This window comes from Saccharothrix sp., from assembly GCF_031180885.1.
Taxonomy (GTDB): Bacteria; Actinomycetota; Actinomycetes; order Mycobacteriales; family Pseudonocardiaceae; genus Actinosynnema.
Genome location: NZ_JAPSLK010000016.1, coordinates 1 through 17,723 on the forward strand (window position 1 = coordinate 1; position 17,723 = coordinate 17,723).

General features: G+C 70.7%; 16 protein-coding genes and 1 riboswitch. Of the genes, 4 read left to right on the forward strand and 12 right to left on the reverse strand.

Annotation, left to right across the window (positions count from 1 at the left end; all coding sequences use genetic code 11):
- A partial coding sequence (locus tag RIN75_RS44145) for a hypothetical protein (protein ID WP_375295989.1) occupies positions 1 to 89 on the reverse strand: 89 nt, incomplete at its 3' end.
- Positions 90 to 504: 415 nt separating this feature from the next.
- Between RIN75_RS44145 and RIN75_RS20020 the strand changes: the two genes are divergently transcribed.
- A complete protein-coding gene (locus tag RIN75_RS20020) occupies positions 505 to 867 on the forward strand; it encodes a metalloregulator ArsR/SmtB family transcription factor (protein ID WP_309113498.1) in 363 nt (120 codons plus the stop codon).
- Positions 864 to 1,352, forward strand: coding sequence for an SRPBCC family protein (locus RIN75_RS20025; RefSeq protein WP_309113499.1), 489 nt, complete (start codon positions 864 to 866; stop codon positions 1,350 to 1,352). Before RIN75_RS20020 ends, RIN75_RS20025 begins: the two co-directional genes overlap by 4 nt.
- Before the next feature lie 333 nt (positions 1,353 to 1,685).
- Here RIN75_RS20025 and RIN75_RS20030 read toward each other — a convergent pair whose 3' ends face one another.
- From RIN75_RS20030 to ald, 6 genes are all read right to left on the reverse strand, one after another.
- Positions 1,686 to 5,486 (reverse strand): ABC transporter ATP-binding protein, encoded by a 3,801-nt coding sequence (locus tag RIN75_RS20030; protein ID WP_309113500.1) that lies wholly within the window; start codon positions 5,484 to 5,486, stop codon positions 1,686 to 1,688.
- A 106-nt stretch (positions 5,487 to 5,592) separates the two neighbouring features.
- A complete protein-coding gene (locus RIN75_RS20035; RefSeq protein ID WP_309113501.1) occupies positions 5,593 to 6,468 on the reverse strand; it encodes a hypothetical protein in 876 nt (291 codons plus the stop codon).
- Entirely contained in the window at positions 6,468 to 7,610 is a 1,143-nt protein-coding gene (locus RIN75_RS20040) for an ABC transporter ATP-binding protein (protein ID WP_309113502.1), read from the reverse strand. Before RIN75_RS20040 ends, RIN75_RS20035 begins: the two co-directional genes overlap by 1 nt.
- 48 nt (positions 7,611 to 7,658) lie before the next feature.
- Positions 7,659 to 8,054, reverse strand: coding sequence for a hypothetical protein (locus tag RIN75_RS20045; RefSeq protein WP_309113503.1), 396 nt, complete (start codon positions 8,052 to 8,054; stop codon positions 7,659 to 7,661).
- Positions 8,051 to 8,233, reverse strand: coding sequence for a hypothetical protein (locus tag RIN75_RS20050; RefSeq protein ID WP_041315353.1), 183 nt, complete (start codon positions 8,231 to 8,233; stop codon positions 8,051 to 8,053). Before RIN75_RS20050 ends, RIN75_RS20045 begins: the two co-directional genes overlap by 4 nt.
- A gap of 376 nt (positions 8,234 to 8,609) precedes the next feature.
- Positions 8,610 to 9,716 carry an alanine dehydrogenase gene (gene ald / locus RIN75_RS20055; protein ID WP_309113504.1) on the reverse strand — a complete coding sequence of 369 codons (1,107 nt, stop codon included), beginning with the start codon at positions 9,714 to 9,716 and terminating at the stop codon, positions 8,610 to 8,612.
- Positions 9,717 to 9,915: 199 nt separating this feature from the next.
- A riboswitch (glycine riboswitch) is annotated at positions 9,916 to 10,007 on the forward strand.
- Positions 10,008 to 10,128: 121 nt separating this feature from the next.
- Here ald and gcvH point away from each other — a divergent pair.
- Together gcvH and RIN75_RS20065 are read left to right on the forward strand one after the other, a co-directional pair.
- Positions 10,129 to 10,509 carry a glycine cleavage system protein GcvH gene (gcvH, locus tag RIN75_RS20060; RefSeq protein ID WP_309113505.1) on the forward strand — a complete coding sequence of 127 codons (381 nt, stop codon included), beginning with the start codon at positions 10,129 to 10,131 and terminating at the stop codon, positions 10,507 to 10,509.
- 6 nt (positions 10,510 to 10,515) lie between these two features.
- The gene (locus RIN75_RS20065) at positions 10,516 to 11,880 is read left to right on the forward strand and encodes an L-serine ammonia-lyase (protein ID WP_309113506.1); all 1,365 of its coding nucleotides are present in this window, start codon (positions 10,516 to 10,518) and stop codon (positions 11,878 to 11,880) included.
- A gap of 688 nt (positions 11,881 to 12,568) precedes the next feature.
- Here RIN75_RS20065 and RIN75_RS20070 read toward each other — a convergent pair.
- The 5 genes from RIN75_RS20070 to RIN75_RS20090 form a co-directional block, all read right to left on the reverse strand.
- The gene (locus RIN75_RS20070) at positions 12,569 to 12,859 is read right to left on the reverse strand and encodes a hypothetical protein (protein ID WP_309113507.1); all 291 of its coding nucleotides are present in this window, start codon (positions 12,857 to 12,859) and stop codon (positions 12,569 to 12,571) included.
- Between the two features lie 37 nt (positions 12,860 to 12,896).
- A complete protein-coding gene (locus RIN75_RS20075) occupies positions 12,897 to 13,814 on the reverse strand; it encodes a hypothetical protein (RefSeq protein WP_309113508.1) in 918 nt (305 codons plus the stop codon).
- A 172-nt stretch (positions 13,815 to 13,986) separates the two neighbouring features.
- The gene (locus tag RIN75_RS20080) at positions 13,987 to 14,472 is read right to left on the reverse strand and encodes a glutathione peroxidase (protein ID WP_309113509.1); all 486 of its coding nucleotides are present in this window, start codon (positions 14,470 to 14,472) and stop codon (positions 13,987 to 13,989) included.
- Positions 14,469 to 16,388 carry an AarF/UbiB family protein gene (locus RIN75_RS20085; RefSeq protein WP_309113510.1) on the reverse strand — a complete coding sequence of 640 codons (1,920 nt, stop codon included), beginning with the start codon at positions 16,386 to 16,388 and terminating at the stop codon, positions 14,469 to 14,471. The genes RIN75_RS20080 and RIN75_RS20085 overlap by 4 nt, the downstream gene beginning before the upstream one ends.
- Positions 16,389 to 16,892: 504 nt before the next feature.
- The gene (locus RIN75_RS20090; protein WP_309113511.1) at positions 16,893 to 17,714 is read right to left on the reverse strand and encodes an alpha/beta hydrolase; all 822 of its coding nucleotides are present in this window, start codon (positions 17,712 to 17,714) and stop codon (positions 16,893 to 16,895) included.
- Positions 17,715 to 17,723: the final 9 nt, after the last annotated feature.

Below are 17,723 nucleotides of genomic sequence, written 5' to 3' on the forward strand. Positions count from 1 at the left end.
GACGACGGGTCGGCGAGGAACTGCTCGTACATCTCCTCGACCAGCCACTCATTGGGGCCGAACTGTGAAGCAGGACTGCTGCTGGACACGGCTGGCGCTCGCCTCTATCCATCTCGCTCTTGGTAATGACTCACTCATGGTCAGGCTAGTCCCCCGTCTGGTGCAGTTCATACACAGGAGGGGCCGGGCAAGGAGTGCTCGATCACAGGATCGATCCCGAGCTCGGTCACGTTATGGGTGCTTGAGCTGTTCTTGAGGTAACAGCCCTGGTCCGTCTCGGTTCGCGCGCCCTTGTGGGGTGTCGTGCGGATGAGGATGCACCACCCGTCCGGCGCATCGCGCGGGGACGTGGCGAGCGCCACGGTTTCCCGGCCCGTCACCTGACCGTCACGCGACATTGGGCGGTGCTGTGGCTCTGACCTGCTTGTTCAACGAAATGGTTGACAACGCTCGAGTGGGGTCGTACGGTTTGTTCAACCGAGAGGTTGAGTAAGGAGAGCGGCAGTGGAGGATCGGCTTTCGCGGGTGTTCGCGGCTCTGGCGGACCCCATTCGGCGCGACATGGTCGCCCGGCTCGCGGTGGCGGACGCGACCGTGAACGAGCTGGCCGAGCCCTACGCCGTGACCGTGCAGGCGGTGTCCAAGCACCTGAAGGTGCTGGAGGACGCCGGACTGGTCAGTCGGAGTCGACAGGCCCAGCGGAGGCCCGTGCACCTGGAAGCGGAGGTGTTCGACCTGATGACCAAGTGGATCGAGCGCTACCGGCGGGAGGCCGAGCAGCGGTACCAGCGGCTCGACGCCGTCCTCGCCGAGATGGCGGACTTGGCGGATGAAGAGACCCGGACCCGGAAGGAAGACGCGTCATGAGCACCACCACGCACCACGAGACCACCATCGAGGCCAGCCCCGACCTGCCCACCATCGAGATCGTGCGCGAGTTCGACGCGCCGCCCGCGGCGGTGTTCCGGGCGCACGTCGAGCCGGAGCTGGCGAAGAAGTGGCTGGGCCCGCGGGGGCTGGAGATGGAGGTCGTCACCTGGGACGCCCGCACCGGCGGCGAGTACCGGTACGTGCACCGCGACCAGCAGGGCGAGTACCGCTTCTACGGGTCGTTCCACGAGGTCCGGCCGGCGGAGCGGATCGTGCAGACGTTCACCTGGGAGGGCTACCCGGACGGCGTCTCCCTGGACACCCTGACCTTCGAGGACCTCGGTGACGGGCGCACCCGGCTGCGCGGGCTGAGCGTGTTCGAGAGCAGGGAGGCGCGGGACATGGCCGTCTCCAGCGGCATGGAGACCGGCATCGTCGAGGGCTACGAACGGCTCGACGAACTGCTGGCCGCCGAGAAGTGACCACCCCCAACCCGCCCGGACGCCCACTGCGCACCGGGCGCGTTGGTGTGTTCGGTGCCCGCACCGATCCCGCGACGGGCGGTGCGGCCCGCGGTGCGCGGTGCGGCCCGCGCGGTGCGCGACCTGCGGTGCCCGGTGCGGCCCGCGCGGTGCGCGACCTGGTCCTGCGGTGGGCGGCGCGCGTCCCCGTGGTTGGGCTGGCGCGTCCCCGTGGTTGGGCTGGCGCGATCCCATGGTTGGGCGGCGCGATCCTGCGGTGCGCGGCCCGGTCCCGCGGCGGGCGGCGCGATCCCGTGGTCGGCGGCGCGGTCCTGCGGCGTGCGGGTCAGCCGGTCATCGGCTTGGCGTCGGGGTGTCTGCGGCTGTGCGTGGATCGGTTGGGCCGGCGTCGGCTTGGCGGCGGTCGGCTGTGCCGGCGTCGGCTGTGCTGTGGGACCACAGGCGGGCGTAGTGGCCGCCGGCGGCCAGCAACTCCTCGTGAGTGCCTTCCTCGACGATCCGGCCCTCGGACAGGACCACGATCCGGTCCGCCCGAGCCGCGGTCGCCAGGCGGTGGGCCACCACGAAGGTTGTTCGGGAACCCGCCAGGTGGTCGCCGGCCGCCAACACCGCGGATTCCGTGGACGGGTCCAAGGCGGCCGTTGCCTCGTCGAGCAGGAGCAGGGACGGCTGGACCAGCTCGGCCCGGGCCAGGGCGATGAGTTGGCGTTGGCCGGCTGACAGGTTCTGCCCCCGTTCGCCGACCTGCTGGTGGAACGCCAAAGGCAGGGACGCGACGGTGTGCAGGGCGCCCACCGCACGCACGGCCCGCTCGACCTCCGCCCGCGACGCCGTCGGGCGGCCGTACGCGACGTTCTCGGCCACGTCGCCGCCGAACAGGTGCGCCTCCTGCGGCACCACGCCCAGGTGCCTGCGGAACTCGCCCAGGTCGTAGTCGCGGACGTCGACGCCGTCCACGAGGACCCGGCCGTCGCTCACGTCGTAGAACCGGGCCACCAGCTTGACCAGCGTCGACTTGCCCGCGCCCGTCTCGCCCACCAGGGCGACGGTCTCTCCGGGGGACACGTGCAGGGACACGTGGTCCAGCGCCGGCCGTGACGTGCCGGGGTAGGTGAACGTGACGTCCCGGAGTTCGACCTCGCCGCGCAGGCGTGGCACCGGGACGGGTGTCGTGGGCGGCGGGACGCTGGTCGGTGTGCGGAGCAGGTCGCCGATCCGGCTCAGGCCCACGCGAGCCTGCTGGTAGCCGTCGAACACGCCCGACAACTGGTACAGCGGCGCGAAGAACAACCCCAGGTACAGCACGAACGCCAGCAGCACGCCGGGCGACAGCGTCCCCTCGGCCACCCGGTAAGCGCCCACCACCAGGATCGCCGCCTGCGCCACCCCCGACAGCAGCGCCAGGAACGGGAAGTAGGTCGCGATGTACCGCTGCGCCCGGATGCGGGACCGCCGGTAGGCGTCGCTGCGCTCGGCGAACGCCTCCGCCGACCTGGCCTCCCGCGTGTACGCCTGGGACACCCGCAGCCCCGACACGTTCTCCTGGAGGTCCGCGTTGACGGCGCTGATCCGCTCCCGCGCCTGCGCGTACGCCCGCGACGACAGCCGCTGGAAGATCACCGTGGCCACCACCAGCACCGGCAGCACGGCCAGCGCCACCAGCGCCAGCGACGGGTCGGTCACCACCAGCGCCACCGCGATGCCCACCACGGTCAGCACGCTGATCACGAACGTGGTCAGCCCGGTCTGCAGGAAGCTCGACAGCGCGTCCACGTCGGTGGTCATCCGGGTCATGATCCGGCCGGCCATCTCGCGCTCGTAGTAGTCCAGCCCCAGCCGCTGGAGGTGCGCGTAGCTGCGCACCCGCAGGAGGTACAGCAGCCGCTCGCCGACCCGCGAGGTGACCACCGTGCCCGCCGCCGACGACAGCCACCCCAACCCGACCAGCACCAGCCCGATCCCGGCCGCCAGCCACAGCTGCCCCGCGTCACGCCCCAGCACGCCCCCGTCGACGCCCAGCCGCACCAGGTTCGGCAGCAGGATCGCCAGCGCCGAGTCGACCAGCAGCAGCCCGCCCACGCCGAGCATCGCCCACCGCACCGGGCGCAACAGGGTGCGCAGCCGGAACCCCGGGTCGGGCGCGCGCGGGTCCTCGCCGTGCAGCACCGGCCGCTCCAGCGCGGGCGTCAGCGCGTGCACCCGCTCCAGCAGCTCGGGTGTCGGCGGTGTGCCGCCGAGCAGCGCGGACGTGCCGCCGCTGCCGCGCGGACCCTTGGGCACCCGGGCCGTGCCCGCCGCGCGGTTCGCCGCCCGCACGGCCAGTTCGTCCTCGTCCGACGACGGCCACAGCTCCGGCGTGACCCCGTCCGGGCCCGGTTCCAGCGCCACGTCCGCCCGCGGGTCGACCTGCTCGATCGCCTCGCCCGGCCCGGCCAGCAGCTCCCGGTACAGCGGGCACCGCTCGTGCAGCTCGTCGTGGGTGCCCACGTCGACCACCCGACCCGCGTCCAGCACCGCGATCCGGTCGGCCAGCGCCAGCGACGACCGCCGGTGCGCGATCACGATCGTCGTCCGGGATGCGGTGACCTGCGCCAACGTGTGGTGGATCGCCGCCTCGGTGGCCGCGTCGACCGCCGACGTGGCGTCGTCGAGCACCAGCACCCGCGGGTCGGACAGCAGGGCCCGGGCCAGGGCCACGCGCTGCCGCTGCCCGCCGGACAGCGTGAGCCCCCGCTCGCCGACCACCGTGTCGTACCCGTCGGGCAGCGCGGAGATGAACCCGTGCGCCTCGGCCGCCCGCGCCGCCGCCTCCACCTGCTCGTCGGACGCGTCCGGCAGCCCGTAGGCGATGTTGGCCCGCACGGTGTCCGAGAACAGGAACGCCTCCTCGAACACCACCCCCACCGCGCGCCGCAACGACTCCAGCCGCAGCTCCCGCACGTCGACCCCGCCCACCCGGATCGCGCCCGCGTGCACGTCGTAGAACCGGGGCAGCAGCAGCGACACCGTCGACTTGCCCGACCCCGCCGTGCCCACCACGGCCAGCGTCTCGCCCGGCGCGACCTTCAGCGACACCTCCGACAGCACCGGCTCGCTGCGGGTGTACCCGAAGGTCACCTGGTCCAGCTCCACCGACACCGCCCCGGACGGCACCTCCGCCGCCCCGTCCACCACGTCCGGCTGCGAGTCGATCAGCTCGTACACCCGCTCCACGCCCGCCCGGGCCAGCTGCGCGGTCACCATCAGGCTGGACAGCAGCCGGGTCGGTCCCACCAGGTTCGCCACGTAGGTCGCGAACGCCAGGAACGTGCCCAGCGACACGTCACCGCGCAGGGCCAGCCACCCGCCCAGCGCCAGCACCGCCACCTGCCCCACGAACGGCAGCGCCGACAGCGTCGCGGTGGGCCGGGACGTGAGCCGCGCGGCCCGCATCCGCTCGGCGAACAGCACCTCGGCCCGCGCCTCCAGCCGCGAGACCTCGCGCTCCTCCTGCCCGAACCCCTTCACCACCCGCACGCCGGTGACGGTCTCCTCGACGTGCTGCGCCACGTCCGCCGCCCGCTGCTGCGCCGACCACGTGGCCGGGAACAGCGTGAGCCGGCTGCGCCCCGCGACCAGCGCCACCGCCGGCACCACGACCAGCGCGATCACCGTGAGCAGCGGCGACAGCCAGAACATCGCCACCAGCGCGGCGAGCGCGAACACGACCGTGCCGAACGCCAGCGGTGTCATCGACAGCAGGCTGTTGACCAGCTGGAGGTCGGTGATCGACCGGGACACCACCTGCCCGGTGCGCAACGCGTCCTGCTTCGGCCCGTCCAGCCTCTGCACCGCGTGGAACACCGCCTGCCGCAGGTCGTGCTGCACGTCCACGGCCAGCCGCCCACCCAGGAACCGCCGCACGAACGCCGTCCCGAACGTCAGCAGCTCCAGGCCGACGAGCACCGCGGCCAGCAGCGCCAACCGGTCGGTGCGCCCGGCCATGGCGTCGTCCACCGCGACCTTGATCAGCAGTGGGCTGAAGGCCTGGAGACCCACCCCGACGACGGCGGCCAGCACCGACCACACCACCAGTGCCCGGTGCTTCCAGCAGGCGGTGGCGAGGCGGCGGATCCAGCCCTGGGTGTCGTTCACGAAACCAACCCTAGGTCGGACCACCGACAGAGTTGATAAGCGAAAACGCTTATGGCCGCCTCACCACGCAGGTGGAGGCGGCCATAAGCCGATCAAGATCACTGGATCAGGTGATGTCCTTGCGCTGAGTAGCCGCCCAGCCGCCCAGGAAGAAGATCGCGGTCCAAGCAAGGAAGATCAACCCGCTCAGCCACCAGTCGAACGCACCCAGCGCACCCGCGAACGCCCGGATCACTTCCACCAGGTCGTCGGGAACGACACCAGCCGTCGACAGGAACAGCGACGCCGCCACCGACCCGGTCAGGCCGTTCACCGCGCCGTTGGGCAGGAAGCCGATGACCTCCGGCACGCCCTGGATGCCCAGCACGAACTGGATGCCGTTCTCGATGATCAGCATGTACAGCAGCAGCACCACGGTGGTGCCGACCACGCTGGTCAGCAGCGCGCCGACGCCCACGCCGAACATCGTCATCAGGATCGACGACAGCACGCCCACCCCGGCCAGCGCGAGCCACCCGCTCGCGTCCGGCAGCGTGTTCGGGTCCGAGGTGATCGCGATGCCGATGCTCACCGACGCCACGATCGCGATGCCGTAGATCGCCCCCCACAGGACGTAGACCACCAGCTTCGCGCTCAGCGCCGACACCCGGTTGGGCGCGGTCAGGAACGTCGTGGTGATCGTCTTGCGGTTGATCTCGTTCGCGATCGCCAGCCCGCCGAAGATCATCGGGAAGATGGTGGCCACGTTGATGCTGCGGGCCATCCCGAACAGCGACACCTTCCACTGCGACGGGTCGATGCCGATGATCGTCGTCAGCTCTTCGGCCTCGGACGTGTTCAGGGCGTCCATGAGGCCCTTGCCGATGAGCCCGGTGACCAGCGCCCAGCCCAGGGCGATCAGCACCGTCGGGATCATCAGGCCCCACCACAGGCCCGTGGTGGTCGTCTTGCGGAACTCCGACTTGATCAGGTTGCCCAGCATCACGCACCGCCCCCGAGTCCGCCCTGCCCCTGGCCCTGCTGGTAGGGGTTCTGCTGCTGGTACGGGTTGGGTGGTTGCTGGTAGCCGGGTGGCGGCTGCTGGTAGCCCGGCGGCACCGGCTGCTGGTAGCCCTGCGGCGGGGTCTGGTAGCCCGGCTGCTGGTAGCCCTGCGGGGGCGCGTAGTACCCGCTGCCCTGCGGCTGCTGCGGCCCGGCGTACTGGTTCGGGCCGGACGCCGTGTACTGGCCGTTGGTGAGCCGGAAGAACAGCTGCTCCAGGTCGGCCTTCTCCTCCTGGATGCCGTAGATCGACACGCCCGCCTTCAGCGCGGTGTCGGCCACCTGCTTGCTCTCCACGCCGGTCACCGCGATCCGGCCGTCCGGCAGCTGCTCCAGCGCCGTCACGCCGTCCGCCTGCAACGCCGCGACCAGCGCACCCGTGTCGGACGGCTGCACCAGCACCCGGCTCTGCTGCGAGTCGCGCAGGTTGGCCAGCGGCCCGTAGTACATGGTCTGGCCGCGGGAGATGATCACCACCTGGTCCACGGTCTGCTCGACCTCGGCGAGCAGGTGGCTGGAGATCAGCACGGTCCGCCCGCTGCGCGCGAAGGACTGGAGGAACGACCGCAGCCACGCGATGCCCTCCGGGTCCAGGCCGTTCGCGGGCTCGTCGAGGACCAGCACCTGCGGGTCGCCGAGCAGCGCGGTGGCCAGCGCCAGCCGCTGCTTCATGCCCAGCGAGAAGCCGCCCGCCTTGCGGTCGGCCGCCTGCCCGAGGCCGACCAGGGCCAGGACCTGGTCGGCCCGCTGGTCCGGCACGCCGATCGCCGACGCGTACACCCGCAGGTGGTTGCGCGCCGAGCGCCTGGGGTGGAAGCCCTGCGCCTCCAGCACCGCGCCGACGACCCGGGCGGGGTTGCCGAGCTGGTGGAACGGCCGGCCGTTGATCAGGCCGTGCCCCGCGGTCGGGGTCACCAGGCCGAGCAACATCCGCAGCGTCGTCGTCTTGCCCGCGCCGTTCGGTCCGAGGAAGCCGGTCACCGACCCCGGTTCCACCGTGAAGCTGAGATTCTGCACCGCTGCGACCGGACCGAACTGCTTGGTCAAGCCCTGCACCACGATGCGGCCACTGCCGTCGTGCACGCGTCCCTCCTGGATAGCGCCTGTCGGCGCCATCCTGCCTTAGGAGGGTCAGTCGGGGAGGGCATGTCGCGGTTTCGACACCACGACCGGGATCTCGGCGGTCCGGTCGCTGTCGTGGCGACCGGTGTCGTGCCGGAACGGGTTGCGCAGCGGCCGGCGCCGCTCGCGGTGCGGCAGGCCCTCGCCGATCAGGTGCTGGTGGGCCATCGTCCACACCTGGCACGGCCACTTCCGGTGCCGCAGCACGCCCGGGCAGGCGCGGCAGCGGCCGTCGGAGTCGGGCTGGTGCACGGTCAGCAGCAGGCGCCAGCAGTCCGCCAGCCGGTTGATCTCGGCCCGCGCCAGCGGCACCAGGGCCTCGGCGGCGCCCCGTTCGGCGACCTCGTCCAACTGGGCCAGCCGGCGCAGCACCGCGGCCCGCAACGCCTCGTCCACCCCGCTCACATCCTGTCGGCGGCCTGGTCCAGCAGGCGGTGCAGCCTGCGGGTCTGGGTGACCGACATCACAGCCGACTCGCCCGGCGGCGCGACCAGCAAGACCCGGTCGTCCTCGACCAGCACGGTCATCGACCGGTCCCGGCCGAAGGGGTCGTGGCAGTCGATCCAGCCCTGTGGTTCAGCCATGTGCGCTCCGATCGGAGGTGTTCGGCAGCCGGCGGCGGCGCCGTCACGCGAGCGGACGAACCCGCTGCGTGACGGCGGTGGGGTTCTGCTGTGACCATCGGCCGACCGGGCGTCGTGACTTACCCGTTACCCGCGGAATTCACTCGAACGCTTGAGGGAGGACACAGAACGTGCCCTGTTGGGTCAAGAATTGCGCGCAGATGGCTGGGGTGGCTGGGCACGGCACACCGGACCCCGCTAGGATTGGTGCTGCGCGACCCGCTCCCAGTGACCCCCAGGCTGGTTGAGCGGGTCGCGTTTTTAGTTGGACCCTCAAGACGCGAGAAGGGGCGCCCACCAGCTCGGTAGACGCCCCATCTTCGGGAACAGCCGCTCTTCAGGCCTCGAACGGCGTGTAGGTCAGGTCGTGGGCCTGGGCCACCGGCTCGTTCGTCAGCAAGCCGTCGTGGACGTTCAGACCCAGCGCCAGGGACTTGTCGGCGCGCAGGGCCCCCTGCCAGCCCTTGTCGGCCAGGGCCACCGCGTACGGCAGGGTCACGTTGGTCAGCGCGTACGTGGACGTCCGCGGCACCGCGCCCGGCATGTTCGCCACGCAGTAGAAGACCGACTCGTGCACCTGGTAGGTCGGGTCGGCGTGGGTGGTCGGCCGGGAGTCGGCGAAGCAGCCGCCCTGGTCGATCGCGATGTCCACCAGCACCGAACCGGGCTTCATCTGCGCCACCAGCTCGTTGCTGACCAGCTTCGGGGCCTTCGCGCCCGGCACCAGCACCGCGCCGATGACCAGGTCGGCCTCGCGCACGGCCTGCTCGACCGAGTAGCGGTTGGACGTGACGGTGCGCAGCTGCCCGCGGTAGAGGGCGTCGATGTAGCGCAGCCGGTCCACGTTGGTGTCGAGGATCTCCACGTCCGCGCCCATGCCCACGGCGATCGTCGCCGCGTTCAGGCCCGCCACGCCGCCGCCGATGACGACCACGCGCGCCGGGTGCACGCCGGGCACGCCACCGGGCAGCACGCCCCGGCCGCCGGACGGCTTCATCAGCGAGAACGCGCCCACCTGCGGCGCCAGCCGGCCCGCCACCTCGGACATCGGGGCCAGCAGCGGCAGCGCGCCGTTCGCGGTCTGCACGGTCTCGTAGGCGATCGCGGTCGTGCCGGACGCGATCAGCGCCTCGGTCAGCGGCCGGTCCGCGGCCAGGTGCAGGTAGGTGAACAGGGTCTGGCCCTTGCGCAGCAGCGGGTACTCCCGCGCGATCGGCTCCTTGACCTTGAGCACCAGGTCACCCTCGGCCCACACGTCCTCGGCGGTGGCCAGGACCTTCGCGCCGGCGGCGAGGTACTCCTCGTCGGGGATGGCCGAACCGAGGCCCGCGCCGGACTCGACGAACACGTCGTGGCCGCGCAGGGTCAGCTCGTGGGCGCCGGCGGGGGTCAGCGCGACGCGGTACTCGTGGTTCTTGATCTCGCGGGGTACTGAGATCCGCACGGTGGGCTCCTTCAGCCGTTGTTACGCCAAAGGTCCGGTACTCCGAATCCACTGTCATCGTGCGGCCGGCACCAACCAGCAGGGGTCCGATTGTGTCGAGCGAACAAGACCGGACGCGCGTTGACACCCGCGACGCCGGGGACTTAGCGTGCTCGCGACCGCCCAACTGAACATCGGCCGGGGCGCCCGCGAGGGCGCCGGAACCCGAGCGGGAGAGTCCCCGGTACGTCCGGGGCGCCGAAGGAGCAAGTACCCCGCACACTCTCAGGCAACGAGAACCGCTCGGGCGAGGCGACTCTGGAAAGCGCGCTCACGCGCGCACCCACGGTGCAAGCCGCGATCCGGCGGCGAAGCTCTCAGGTCCCAGGACAGAGTGGGGATCTGACCCGACCGTGGCTTCAGGAGCGCTGACATGACCTTTCCGGAGAACCTGCTCTACACCCCCGAACACGAGTGGGTCGACTGGGCGCCGGGTACCCAGGACCCCGTGGCGATCGGCATCACCTCCTACGCGACGGAGTCCCTCGGCGACATCGTGTTCGTCCAACTGCCGACCGTGGGCGAGCACGTGAAGTCCGGCGAGGTGTGCGGCGAGCTGGAGTCCACCAAGTCCGTGAGCGACCTGTACGCGCCGGTCAGCGGCGAGGTCGTGGAGGTCAACGAGGCCGCCGCCGAGGACCCGTCGCTGATCAACAACGACCCGTACGGCGCCGGCTGGCTGTTCAAGGTGCGCGTCGAGGACGCGACCGGCCTGCTCACCGCCGGCAAGTACGCGGAACTGACCGGGGACTGACCCGCCGTGGCGATCAGCGTCTTCGACCTGTTCTCGGTCGGCATCGGGCCGTCCAGCTCCCACACGGTCGGCCCGATGCGCGCGGCGACGATGTTCGTCGCGCGCCTCGGGCACCGGCTGACGTCGGTGGACCGCGTGCACGTCCAGCTGTTCGGCTCCCTGGGCGCCACGGGCCACGGCCACGGCAGCCCCAAGGCCGTGCTGCTGGGCCTGGAGGGCCACAAGCCGGAGGAGGTCGACCCGACCGCCGCCGAGGGCCGGGTGGCCGAGATCCGGGCGACGCGCCGGCTGCTGCTGGGCGGCGTGCGGGACGTCCCGTTCGACGAGGACACCGACCTGGTCATGCACCGGCGGAAGTCCCTGCCGTTGCACCCCAACGGGATGAGCTTCACCGCGTACTCGGGCGACGAGGTGTTGGACGAGGCCGTGTACTACTCGGTCGGCGGCGGTTTCGTGGTGGACGAGAACGCCACGGGTGCCGATCGGATCAAGGCCGACGAGACCGAGCTGGCACACCCGTTCAAGACCGGCGACGAACTGCTGGCGCGGACGCGCGAGACCGGCCTGTCCATCTCCGAGGTCATGCTGGCCAACGAGCTGTCGTGGCGCACGGAGGAGGAGGTCCGTTCGGGCCTGCTGCACATCTGGGGCGTCATGCAGGAGTGCGTCGAACGGGGCTGCACGGAGACGGGTGTGCTGCCGGGCGGTCTGAAGGTGCGGCGGCGCGCGGCCGAGATGCGGCAGAGGTTGGCTGCGGAGCACTACGCCACGGACCCGTTGCGGGTGATGGACTGGGTGACTCTCTTCGCGTTGGCCGTGAACGAGGAAAACGCGGCCGGCGGCCGGGTGGTCACCGCGCCGACAAATGGAGCGGCCGGCATTGTCCCGGCGGTGCTGCACTACTACACGCGGTTCGTGCCGGGTGCGTCTGACGACGGCGTGGTGCGGTTCCTGCTGACGGCCGGCGCTGTTGGCGTGTTGTTCAAGGAGAACGCGTCGATCAGCGGCGCCGAGGTCGGGTGCCAGGGCGAGGTCGGCTCGGCGTGCTCGATGGCGGCCGGTGGGTTGGCCGAGGTGCTCGGTGGGACGCCGGAGCAGGTGGAGAACGCGGCCGAGATCGCGATGGAGCACAACCTCGGGCTGACGTGCGACCCGATCGGCGGGCTGGTGCAGATCCCGTGCATCGAGCGCAACGCGTTGGCGTCGATCAAGGCCATCACGGCGGCCCGGATGGCGTTGCGCGGCGACGGCTCGCACTTCGTGTCGTTGGACAAGGTCATCAAGACCATGCGGGAGACCGGCAAGGACATGAAGGTCAAGTACAAGGAGACCGCGCGCGGTGGTCTGGCGGTGAACGTCATCGAGTGCTGACCAGCGCCAACATCTCGGCGCGCAGCGCTGTCGGGCAGTGCCGCCGGGGCACACACCCCAACCCGGGCTTCTTGCTTGTGTCATCCCCGTATGGCCCGCCCGAAGGGCTACCACATTTTTGGTCGGGTGCAGCCGAAAATTTTGTGAGGAACGAGCAAAAGTTTTCAGCGGCACCCGGGAAATCTGTGGTCGGCTTTGCCGGGTCATGCGGGGATGGCACAAGCAAGAAGCCCCCGCCGTTGTAGTTGTGTCATCCTTGGCGGCTCGCCCGCCGGCGAGGCTCTTTTAATCTTTGAAATCGCGCTTACGCGCTCAAGTCCACGCTTCGCGCGTGGTCACGCAACGCGCTCCGCGCTACTGGAGGAGGAACGCGCTCCGCGCTCTAGAAGCCGCGCTGCGCGCTCTCAAGATCAAAAGCTTGAAAGATCAAAAGCTACAAGCGGCGCTCGCCGCGCGGCAGGCCACCGGGGGTGGAAGGGCGTCGGTTCGTCCCCCGTACGGACTGCCGGAGGCAACCACGCTTCGGTCCTTTCCGCAACCGGTAAAGCGTGGTTGCGGAAAGGACCGAAGCGTGGTTGGGCTGCGCCCAGGCCGTACGGGAGACGAACCGAGGCCCTTCCTGTGGCTGATAGCCCGACCAAAACGGCGCCTGCGGCGCAAAAGCGGCGCCTGGGGCGCAAAGGGGCGGCTATCGGCTGTTCGGGGTTTTGAAGACGCCCACGCCTTCCAGCAGTCCGCCGATTTCGTGGGCCGCTTCCAGCGGTGACAACCGGGCGTAGCCGGCCAGGTCCCAGAACTCCGGGTTCTGCTCCGGCGCGCCCACCGACCGCTCAGCCTCGGCTCTGGCGATCCCGAGCGCCACGCACACGGCCACCGCCACCTCGCGTGGGTCCGCGAACAGGGCCAACTCGGCGAAGACCCGGCCCGGCGCCGTGCCCTGGGCGAAACGGCGCCGGGCTTCCGAGATCAGGGGCTCCATGGACTCCACTGTGCCACGCGAGCCGGGAGCGGGCAGGTCACGAGCACAGCACGTCCACGAACACCGTCTTCTCCTGGTTCAGGTTCGTGATCCGCACCGAGACCGTTCCCGGACCCGTGAGGTGCTGGTTCTGGACGTCCACGCGTTCCACGTGGCAGCCCGGCTGGTGGTCGACGGTGATCTTGTGGACGCCCACCTCCACGGCCTCCACGTGCGCCTCGTGGAACACGTACAGCTCCGGCGCGTAGTACGACCACTTGGTGTTCGACGCGCCGTTGGTGTCGGTCCAGGTCACCTTCTTGCCGTCCAGGGGGCCGACGGTGTCCCAGCGGTTGAAGCGGGTGTCGATCTCGACGATGACCTTCTCGCCGACCTTGAAGTTGTCGGTCTTGCTGTGGGCCGGGATGAAGCCGTGGCGGTTGCCGCCCGTGCTGCCGCAGTCCACGACGGCGAGGCCGTTGGCGACGCCGAGCTGGGAGCAGCCGAGCAGGAAGTCTTCGACCGTGGTGACCCACACCTTGTGGACGCCGCCGTTGTTGGGCGTGTCCAGGAACGGGAACAGCTGCACGGTGGTGGCGTTGTGGTCCACGTCGGTGCCGGTGACGTGCTCGCACGTGGTGTCGACCACGCCGGTGATGATGCCGCCGGACACGGTGAACTGGCGGCACGCGGCCGGGTCGGTGGACAGCAGGACCTTGCCGCTCGGGTCGGTCACCTGGAACACGTAGGTGCCGTCGTCGAGGCCCGCGGCGTCCTGGGGCGCGCCCGGGCCGGGGCCGCCGTCCAGGTACACGTCCTGCTTGGTGGGGAAGTGGTTGAAGTTGACCTCGCTGCCGTCGGGCAGGGTGGTGAAAATGGCTCCGGAGGGGGCGTGGGCTTGTGCGGTGCCCACCGGTACGAGCAGCGCTGCGGCCAGGGCGGTGGCCGCCCCGGCCGCTCGTGCGAGTGGTCTCATGTCCGGTCTCCCAGCGAGTGCGGCGGGACCGGAAGGCGTGCCGCGGCGTCGGGAGGCCTTCCGGCTACCGGCCACCCCTACGCGACCGGCCCCGACGCCGCAGGCCGAAAACGATACGCTTCGTGACAACTGCAGGCCATGGGGCTTCGTGCCCGAAACGGACGGTGATGGGCTACGGCAGGACGGCCTCGATGGCCTTGACCACGTCGTCGTCCTCGGGCTCGGTGCGCGGGCGGAAGCGGGCCACGACCTCGCCCTCCGGGGAGATCAGGAACTTCTCGAAGTTCCACTGGACGTCACCGGCCGTGCCGTCGGCGTCGGCGTGCGCGGTCAGCTCGGCGTACAGCGGGTGCCGGCCGGGGCCGTTGACCTCGATCTTCTCGAACAGGGGGAAGGTCACGCCGTAGGTGGTGGAGCAGAAGGTCGAGATCTCCGCGGCCGTCCCCGGCTCCTGGCCGGCGAACTGGTTGCACGGGAAGCCGACCACCGAGAACCCGGCCTCGCCGAACCGCTGCTGGAGCCGCTCCAACCCGGTGTACTGCGGCGTCAGCCCGCACTTGGACGCCACGTTGACCACCAGCAAAGCCTTGCCCCGCAACGAACCGAGGCTGCTCGGGGTGCCGTCCAAGGTGTGCACGGCGATGTCGTGGATGCTCATGTCTCCACCCTACGGGGGCGGAAAACCGTGACGACCACGCGCAAGCCCAAAAGGACACTGATCACCAGGAGGTTGTAACCGAACACCTGATACAAGGTGATGTCCCGACCGACCTTGGGCCCGCCGTCTGTGCCGAGGAGGAGCACGGCCATCAGGCCTGCGGTCGCGCCGAGCACGGTCAGCATCACTTGGTGCAGCAGGGAAGTCACGAACTGCCGGTCCCGGTCGTCCGCGAACAACCGCATGCTCAACCCCAACCGGCCCTGTTCCAACGCGCTGGAGATGCGCTCCGCCCGCCTGGGCAACCGCTTGAGCAGCGGCAGCATCGAGTGCAACTCCTCGGTCACCGTGCGACGCAACGACTCCGGGGTCAGGCGTTCGCTGAACTGCTTGTCCGCGAACGCCCTCGACTCCACCACGATGTTGAACCCGGGCGACAGCGCGCCCAGCGTGCCCTCCACCGTCGCCAGCGCGCGGAGCACCGCCGCGATCTCCGGCGGGATGCTCAACCCGTACCGGTAGACCAGCTTGAACAGGTCGCCGAACATCTCCACGTCCGGTCGCATCCCGGCGCTCAGGTGCCGCGCCATGAACTGCCCGAGCGCGCGCTCCAACTGCTGCTCGTCGATCTCGTCCGGCCGGGACACCAGTTCCAGCAACGAGTCGCGCAGGCCGGCCGGGTCGCCGTGGTCGATCGAGAGCAGCATCTTGCCCAGCGCGGACCGCAGTTGCGCGTCGATGCGGCCCACGGAACCGAAGTCCAGCATGCCGAGGCGGCCGTCGTTCAGCAGCATGATGTTGCCGGGGTGCGGGTCGGCGTGGAAGACGCCGTTGAGCATCACCTGGCGCAGCAGGACGTCCAGCAGCGACCGGGCCAGGCCGTCGCGGTCGGTCGACTCCAGCGGGGCGGACCGCAACGGCATGCCGTCCAGCCGGTCCATGACCAGAACCCTTGCCGTGCACAGGGTTTCGTGCGCACGCGGCAGCACCACACCGGAGTCGCCGGACGCCGCCCGCACCGCGAGCAGGTTGCGCGCCTCCACCCGGAAATCGAGTTCTTCGCGCAGCGCGGCGGAAAACCCCGCGGCGAGGTCGCGCACGCCGATCGCGCGGCCCCACCGGGTGCGAGCGTGCAGCGTGCCCGCCAACCGGTTCACGATGTCCAGGTCGCCCTCCGCGACCCGCCGCACCCCGGGCCGCTGCACCTTGACCACGACCTCCTCGCCCGACTTCAACCGCGCCCGGTGCACCTGCGCCACGGACGCCGCCGCGATGGGCGTCTGGTCGAACTCGGCGAACACGTCCTCGGGCGCGCCGATCTCGGCCACCAGCACCTCCCGCACAGCCGGCCACGGCGCGGCGGGAACCTTGTCCTGCAACAGGGTCAGTTCGTCGACGACGTCCGGCGGCAGCAGGTCCGGGCGCGTCGACAGCACCTGGCCGAGCTTCACGAACGTCACCCCGGCCTCCTCCAGCGCCAGCCGCAGCGACCGCGCGACCCGTGTGTCGGTGCGCTCCCGGCCGCGCAGGTAGGGGCCGAGCCCGTGGCGGAACGCGATGGCCGTGATGCGCGAGTACCGCCGCGCGCGGGCGACCCTGGAGCGAGCGGCCCGCCACCACTCGGTGGGCGGCGGGATCGACCCGGTGGGCACGATGACCTCGGCGAAGGTCAGCAGCGCGATCATCATCAGCAGCGCGATGCCGAATTGGACGGTGCCCAGCGCGCCCGTCGTCTCCGGCATGGGCATCCCGCTCAGGACGCTCGCGGTGATCGACAGGCCCAGCACGCACGCGAACGTGGTGCGCACCAGGCCGACCCGCAGCCCGAGGATGCGGCGGGCGGCCAGCGCGATGCCGAGCACCATCGCCAGGAACGTCAGCGGCACGCCGACGGTGTAGACCAGGAAGTCGTCCATGAAGTCCCCCAGAACTGTTCCGCCGGAGGATAGATCGGTCCACCTGAGACCCTGACCTCCCCAGCTCGCTGCGCGGTGGGGTGGCCGGTGAAGAAGTCGGCGAGCTTGTCGACCGCGGGGTCGACGTAGCGCTCCCTCGAAGCCCTCGACACCGTGGTCGCCGCCCAGCGCGTGCGCCCCGCCATGCGCCGCAGCGCATGGCGGTGCTGACCGCCGAGCCGAGCAGCCCCTCCCACGACGCCCTGCTCATCCGCACCTCATGGGTCGGCCGGGCGGAAGAAACGCCTCGCTGAATGCAAAGCTCCGATGGCTGCATATGCAGCACTCTGAATTGTCTGGGCTGAAGCCGTTAAGCTGCACCAATTCATGAATGTGAAGATTGTTGACGAATGTGACCCCGATCTCTACCGTTCCATGACAGATCGGATGAATCATCCGCAACAGACCCCCGTTGGGGGCCCACGACTTCGGCGGCGGTGTCGTGGACCCCCAGCGGGTCCCAGCTCAGCGGTACTGCGCCACCCATTCCAACGCGGCGGGCATGTGGCGCAGCACGGAGATGTGGCCGTCCGACGGGAAAAGGCGCAATTCGGCGCGGCAGCGGGCGGACAGCCACTCGGAGTGCTCGGAAGGGACGACCCGGTCGCGCACGCCGTGCAAGAGCAACGCGGGCACCCGCAACTCCGCCGGGTCGAAGCCCCACGGACCCACATAAGCGATGTCGTCGTCGACCAGCCCGCCCGGTCCGCCGGCCAGCGCCGGGCCGACCACTTGGTCGAACCAGGACCACGGACCGTTCAACGCCTCGATGTCGGCCTCGGTGAACTCGGGGTCGTACTCCGCCCCGGAAGCCTCGTAGGCCTCCTTCTCCGCCCGCCCGGCCGCCGCCGCGCGCAGCGACGCCACACCGGACGGCGCCATCCCGCCGAACCAGTCCAGTCCGTCCGCGTCGAACGGGGCCAGCCCGGCGGAGGCGACCACGGCGCTCACCCGGGAGGGCAGCAGCGCGCCGCACGCCAGCGCGTGCGGAGCACCGCCGGAGTGACCCACCACGGCGAAGCGGTCCAGGCCCAGGGCGTCGGCGACGGCCGCGACGTCCCGGGCGGCGGACGCCAGGTCGCGGCCGGGTGTGCGGGTCGAGCCGCCGTAACCGGGGCGGTCGTAGGACACCCAGCGCAGGCCCAGGCGTGCGGCGTCGGCGAACAGGGGCTCGGGCGGTGCGCCGGTGTTGGGGGTGCCGTGCAGCCAGAACACCGGGAACCCGCCGGTTCCCGTGTCGTGGGCGTGGAGCGTCCGACCGTCCAGGGTCACGGTCAACTCGGCCATGGGGCCGAG

What these genes read in the sequence shown, in the direction of transcription:
- RIN75_RS20035 (WP_309113501.1), bottom strand. Translation starts at nt 6,468, where the DNA reads ATGCTGGGCAACCTGATCAAGTCGGAGTTCCGCAAGACGACCACCACG.
- gcvH (WP_309113505.1), top strand. Translation starts at nt 10,129, where the DNA reads ATGACCTTTCCGGAGAACCTGCTCTACACCCCCGAACACGAGTGGGTC.
- RIN75_RS20090 (WP_309113511.1), bottom strand. Translation starts at nt 17,714, where the DNA reads ATGGCCGAGTTGACCGTGACCCTGGACGGTCGGACGCTCCACGCCCAC.
- RIN75_RS20050 (WP_041315353.1), bottom strand. Translation starts at nt 8,233, where the DNA reads ATGGCTGAACCACAGGGCTGGATCGACTGCCACGACCCCTTCGGCCGG.
- RIN75_RS20080 (WP_309113509.1), bottom strand. Translation starts at nt 14,472, where the DNA reads ATGAGCATCCACGACATCGCCGTGCACACCTTGGACGGCACCCCGAGC.
- RIN75_RS20070 (WP_309113507.1), bottom strand. Translation starts at nt 12,859, where the DNA reads ATGGAGCCCCTGATCTCGGAAGCCCGGCGCCGTTTCGCCCAGGGCACG.
- RIN75_RS20075 (WP_309113508.1), bottom strand. Translation starts at nt 13,814, where the DNA reads ATGAGACCACTCGCACGAGCGGCCGGGGCGGCCACCGCCCTGGCCGCA.
- RIN75_RS20085 (WP_309113510.1), bottom strand. Translation starts at nt 16,388, where the DNA reads ATGGACGACTTCCTGGTCTACACCGTCGGCGTGCCGCTGACGTTCCTG.
- RIN75_RS20025 (WP_309113499.1), top strand. Translation starts at nt 864, where the DNA reads ATGAGCACCACCACGCACCACGAGACCACCATCGAGGCCAGCCCCGAC.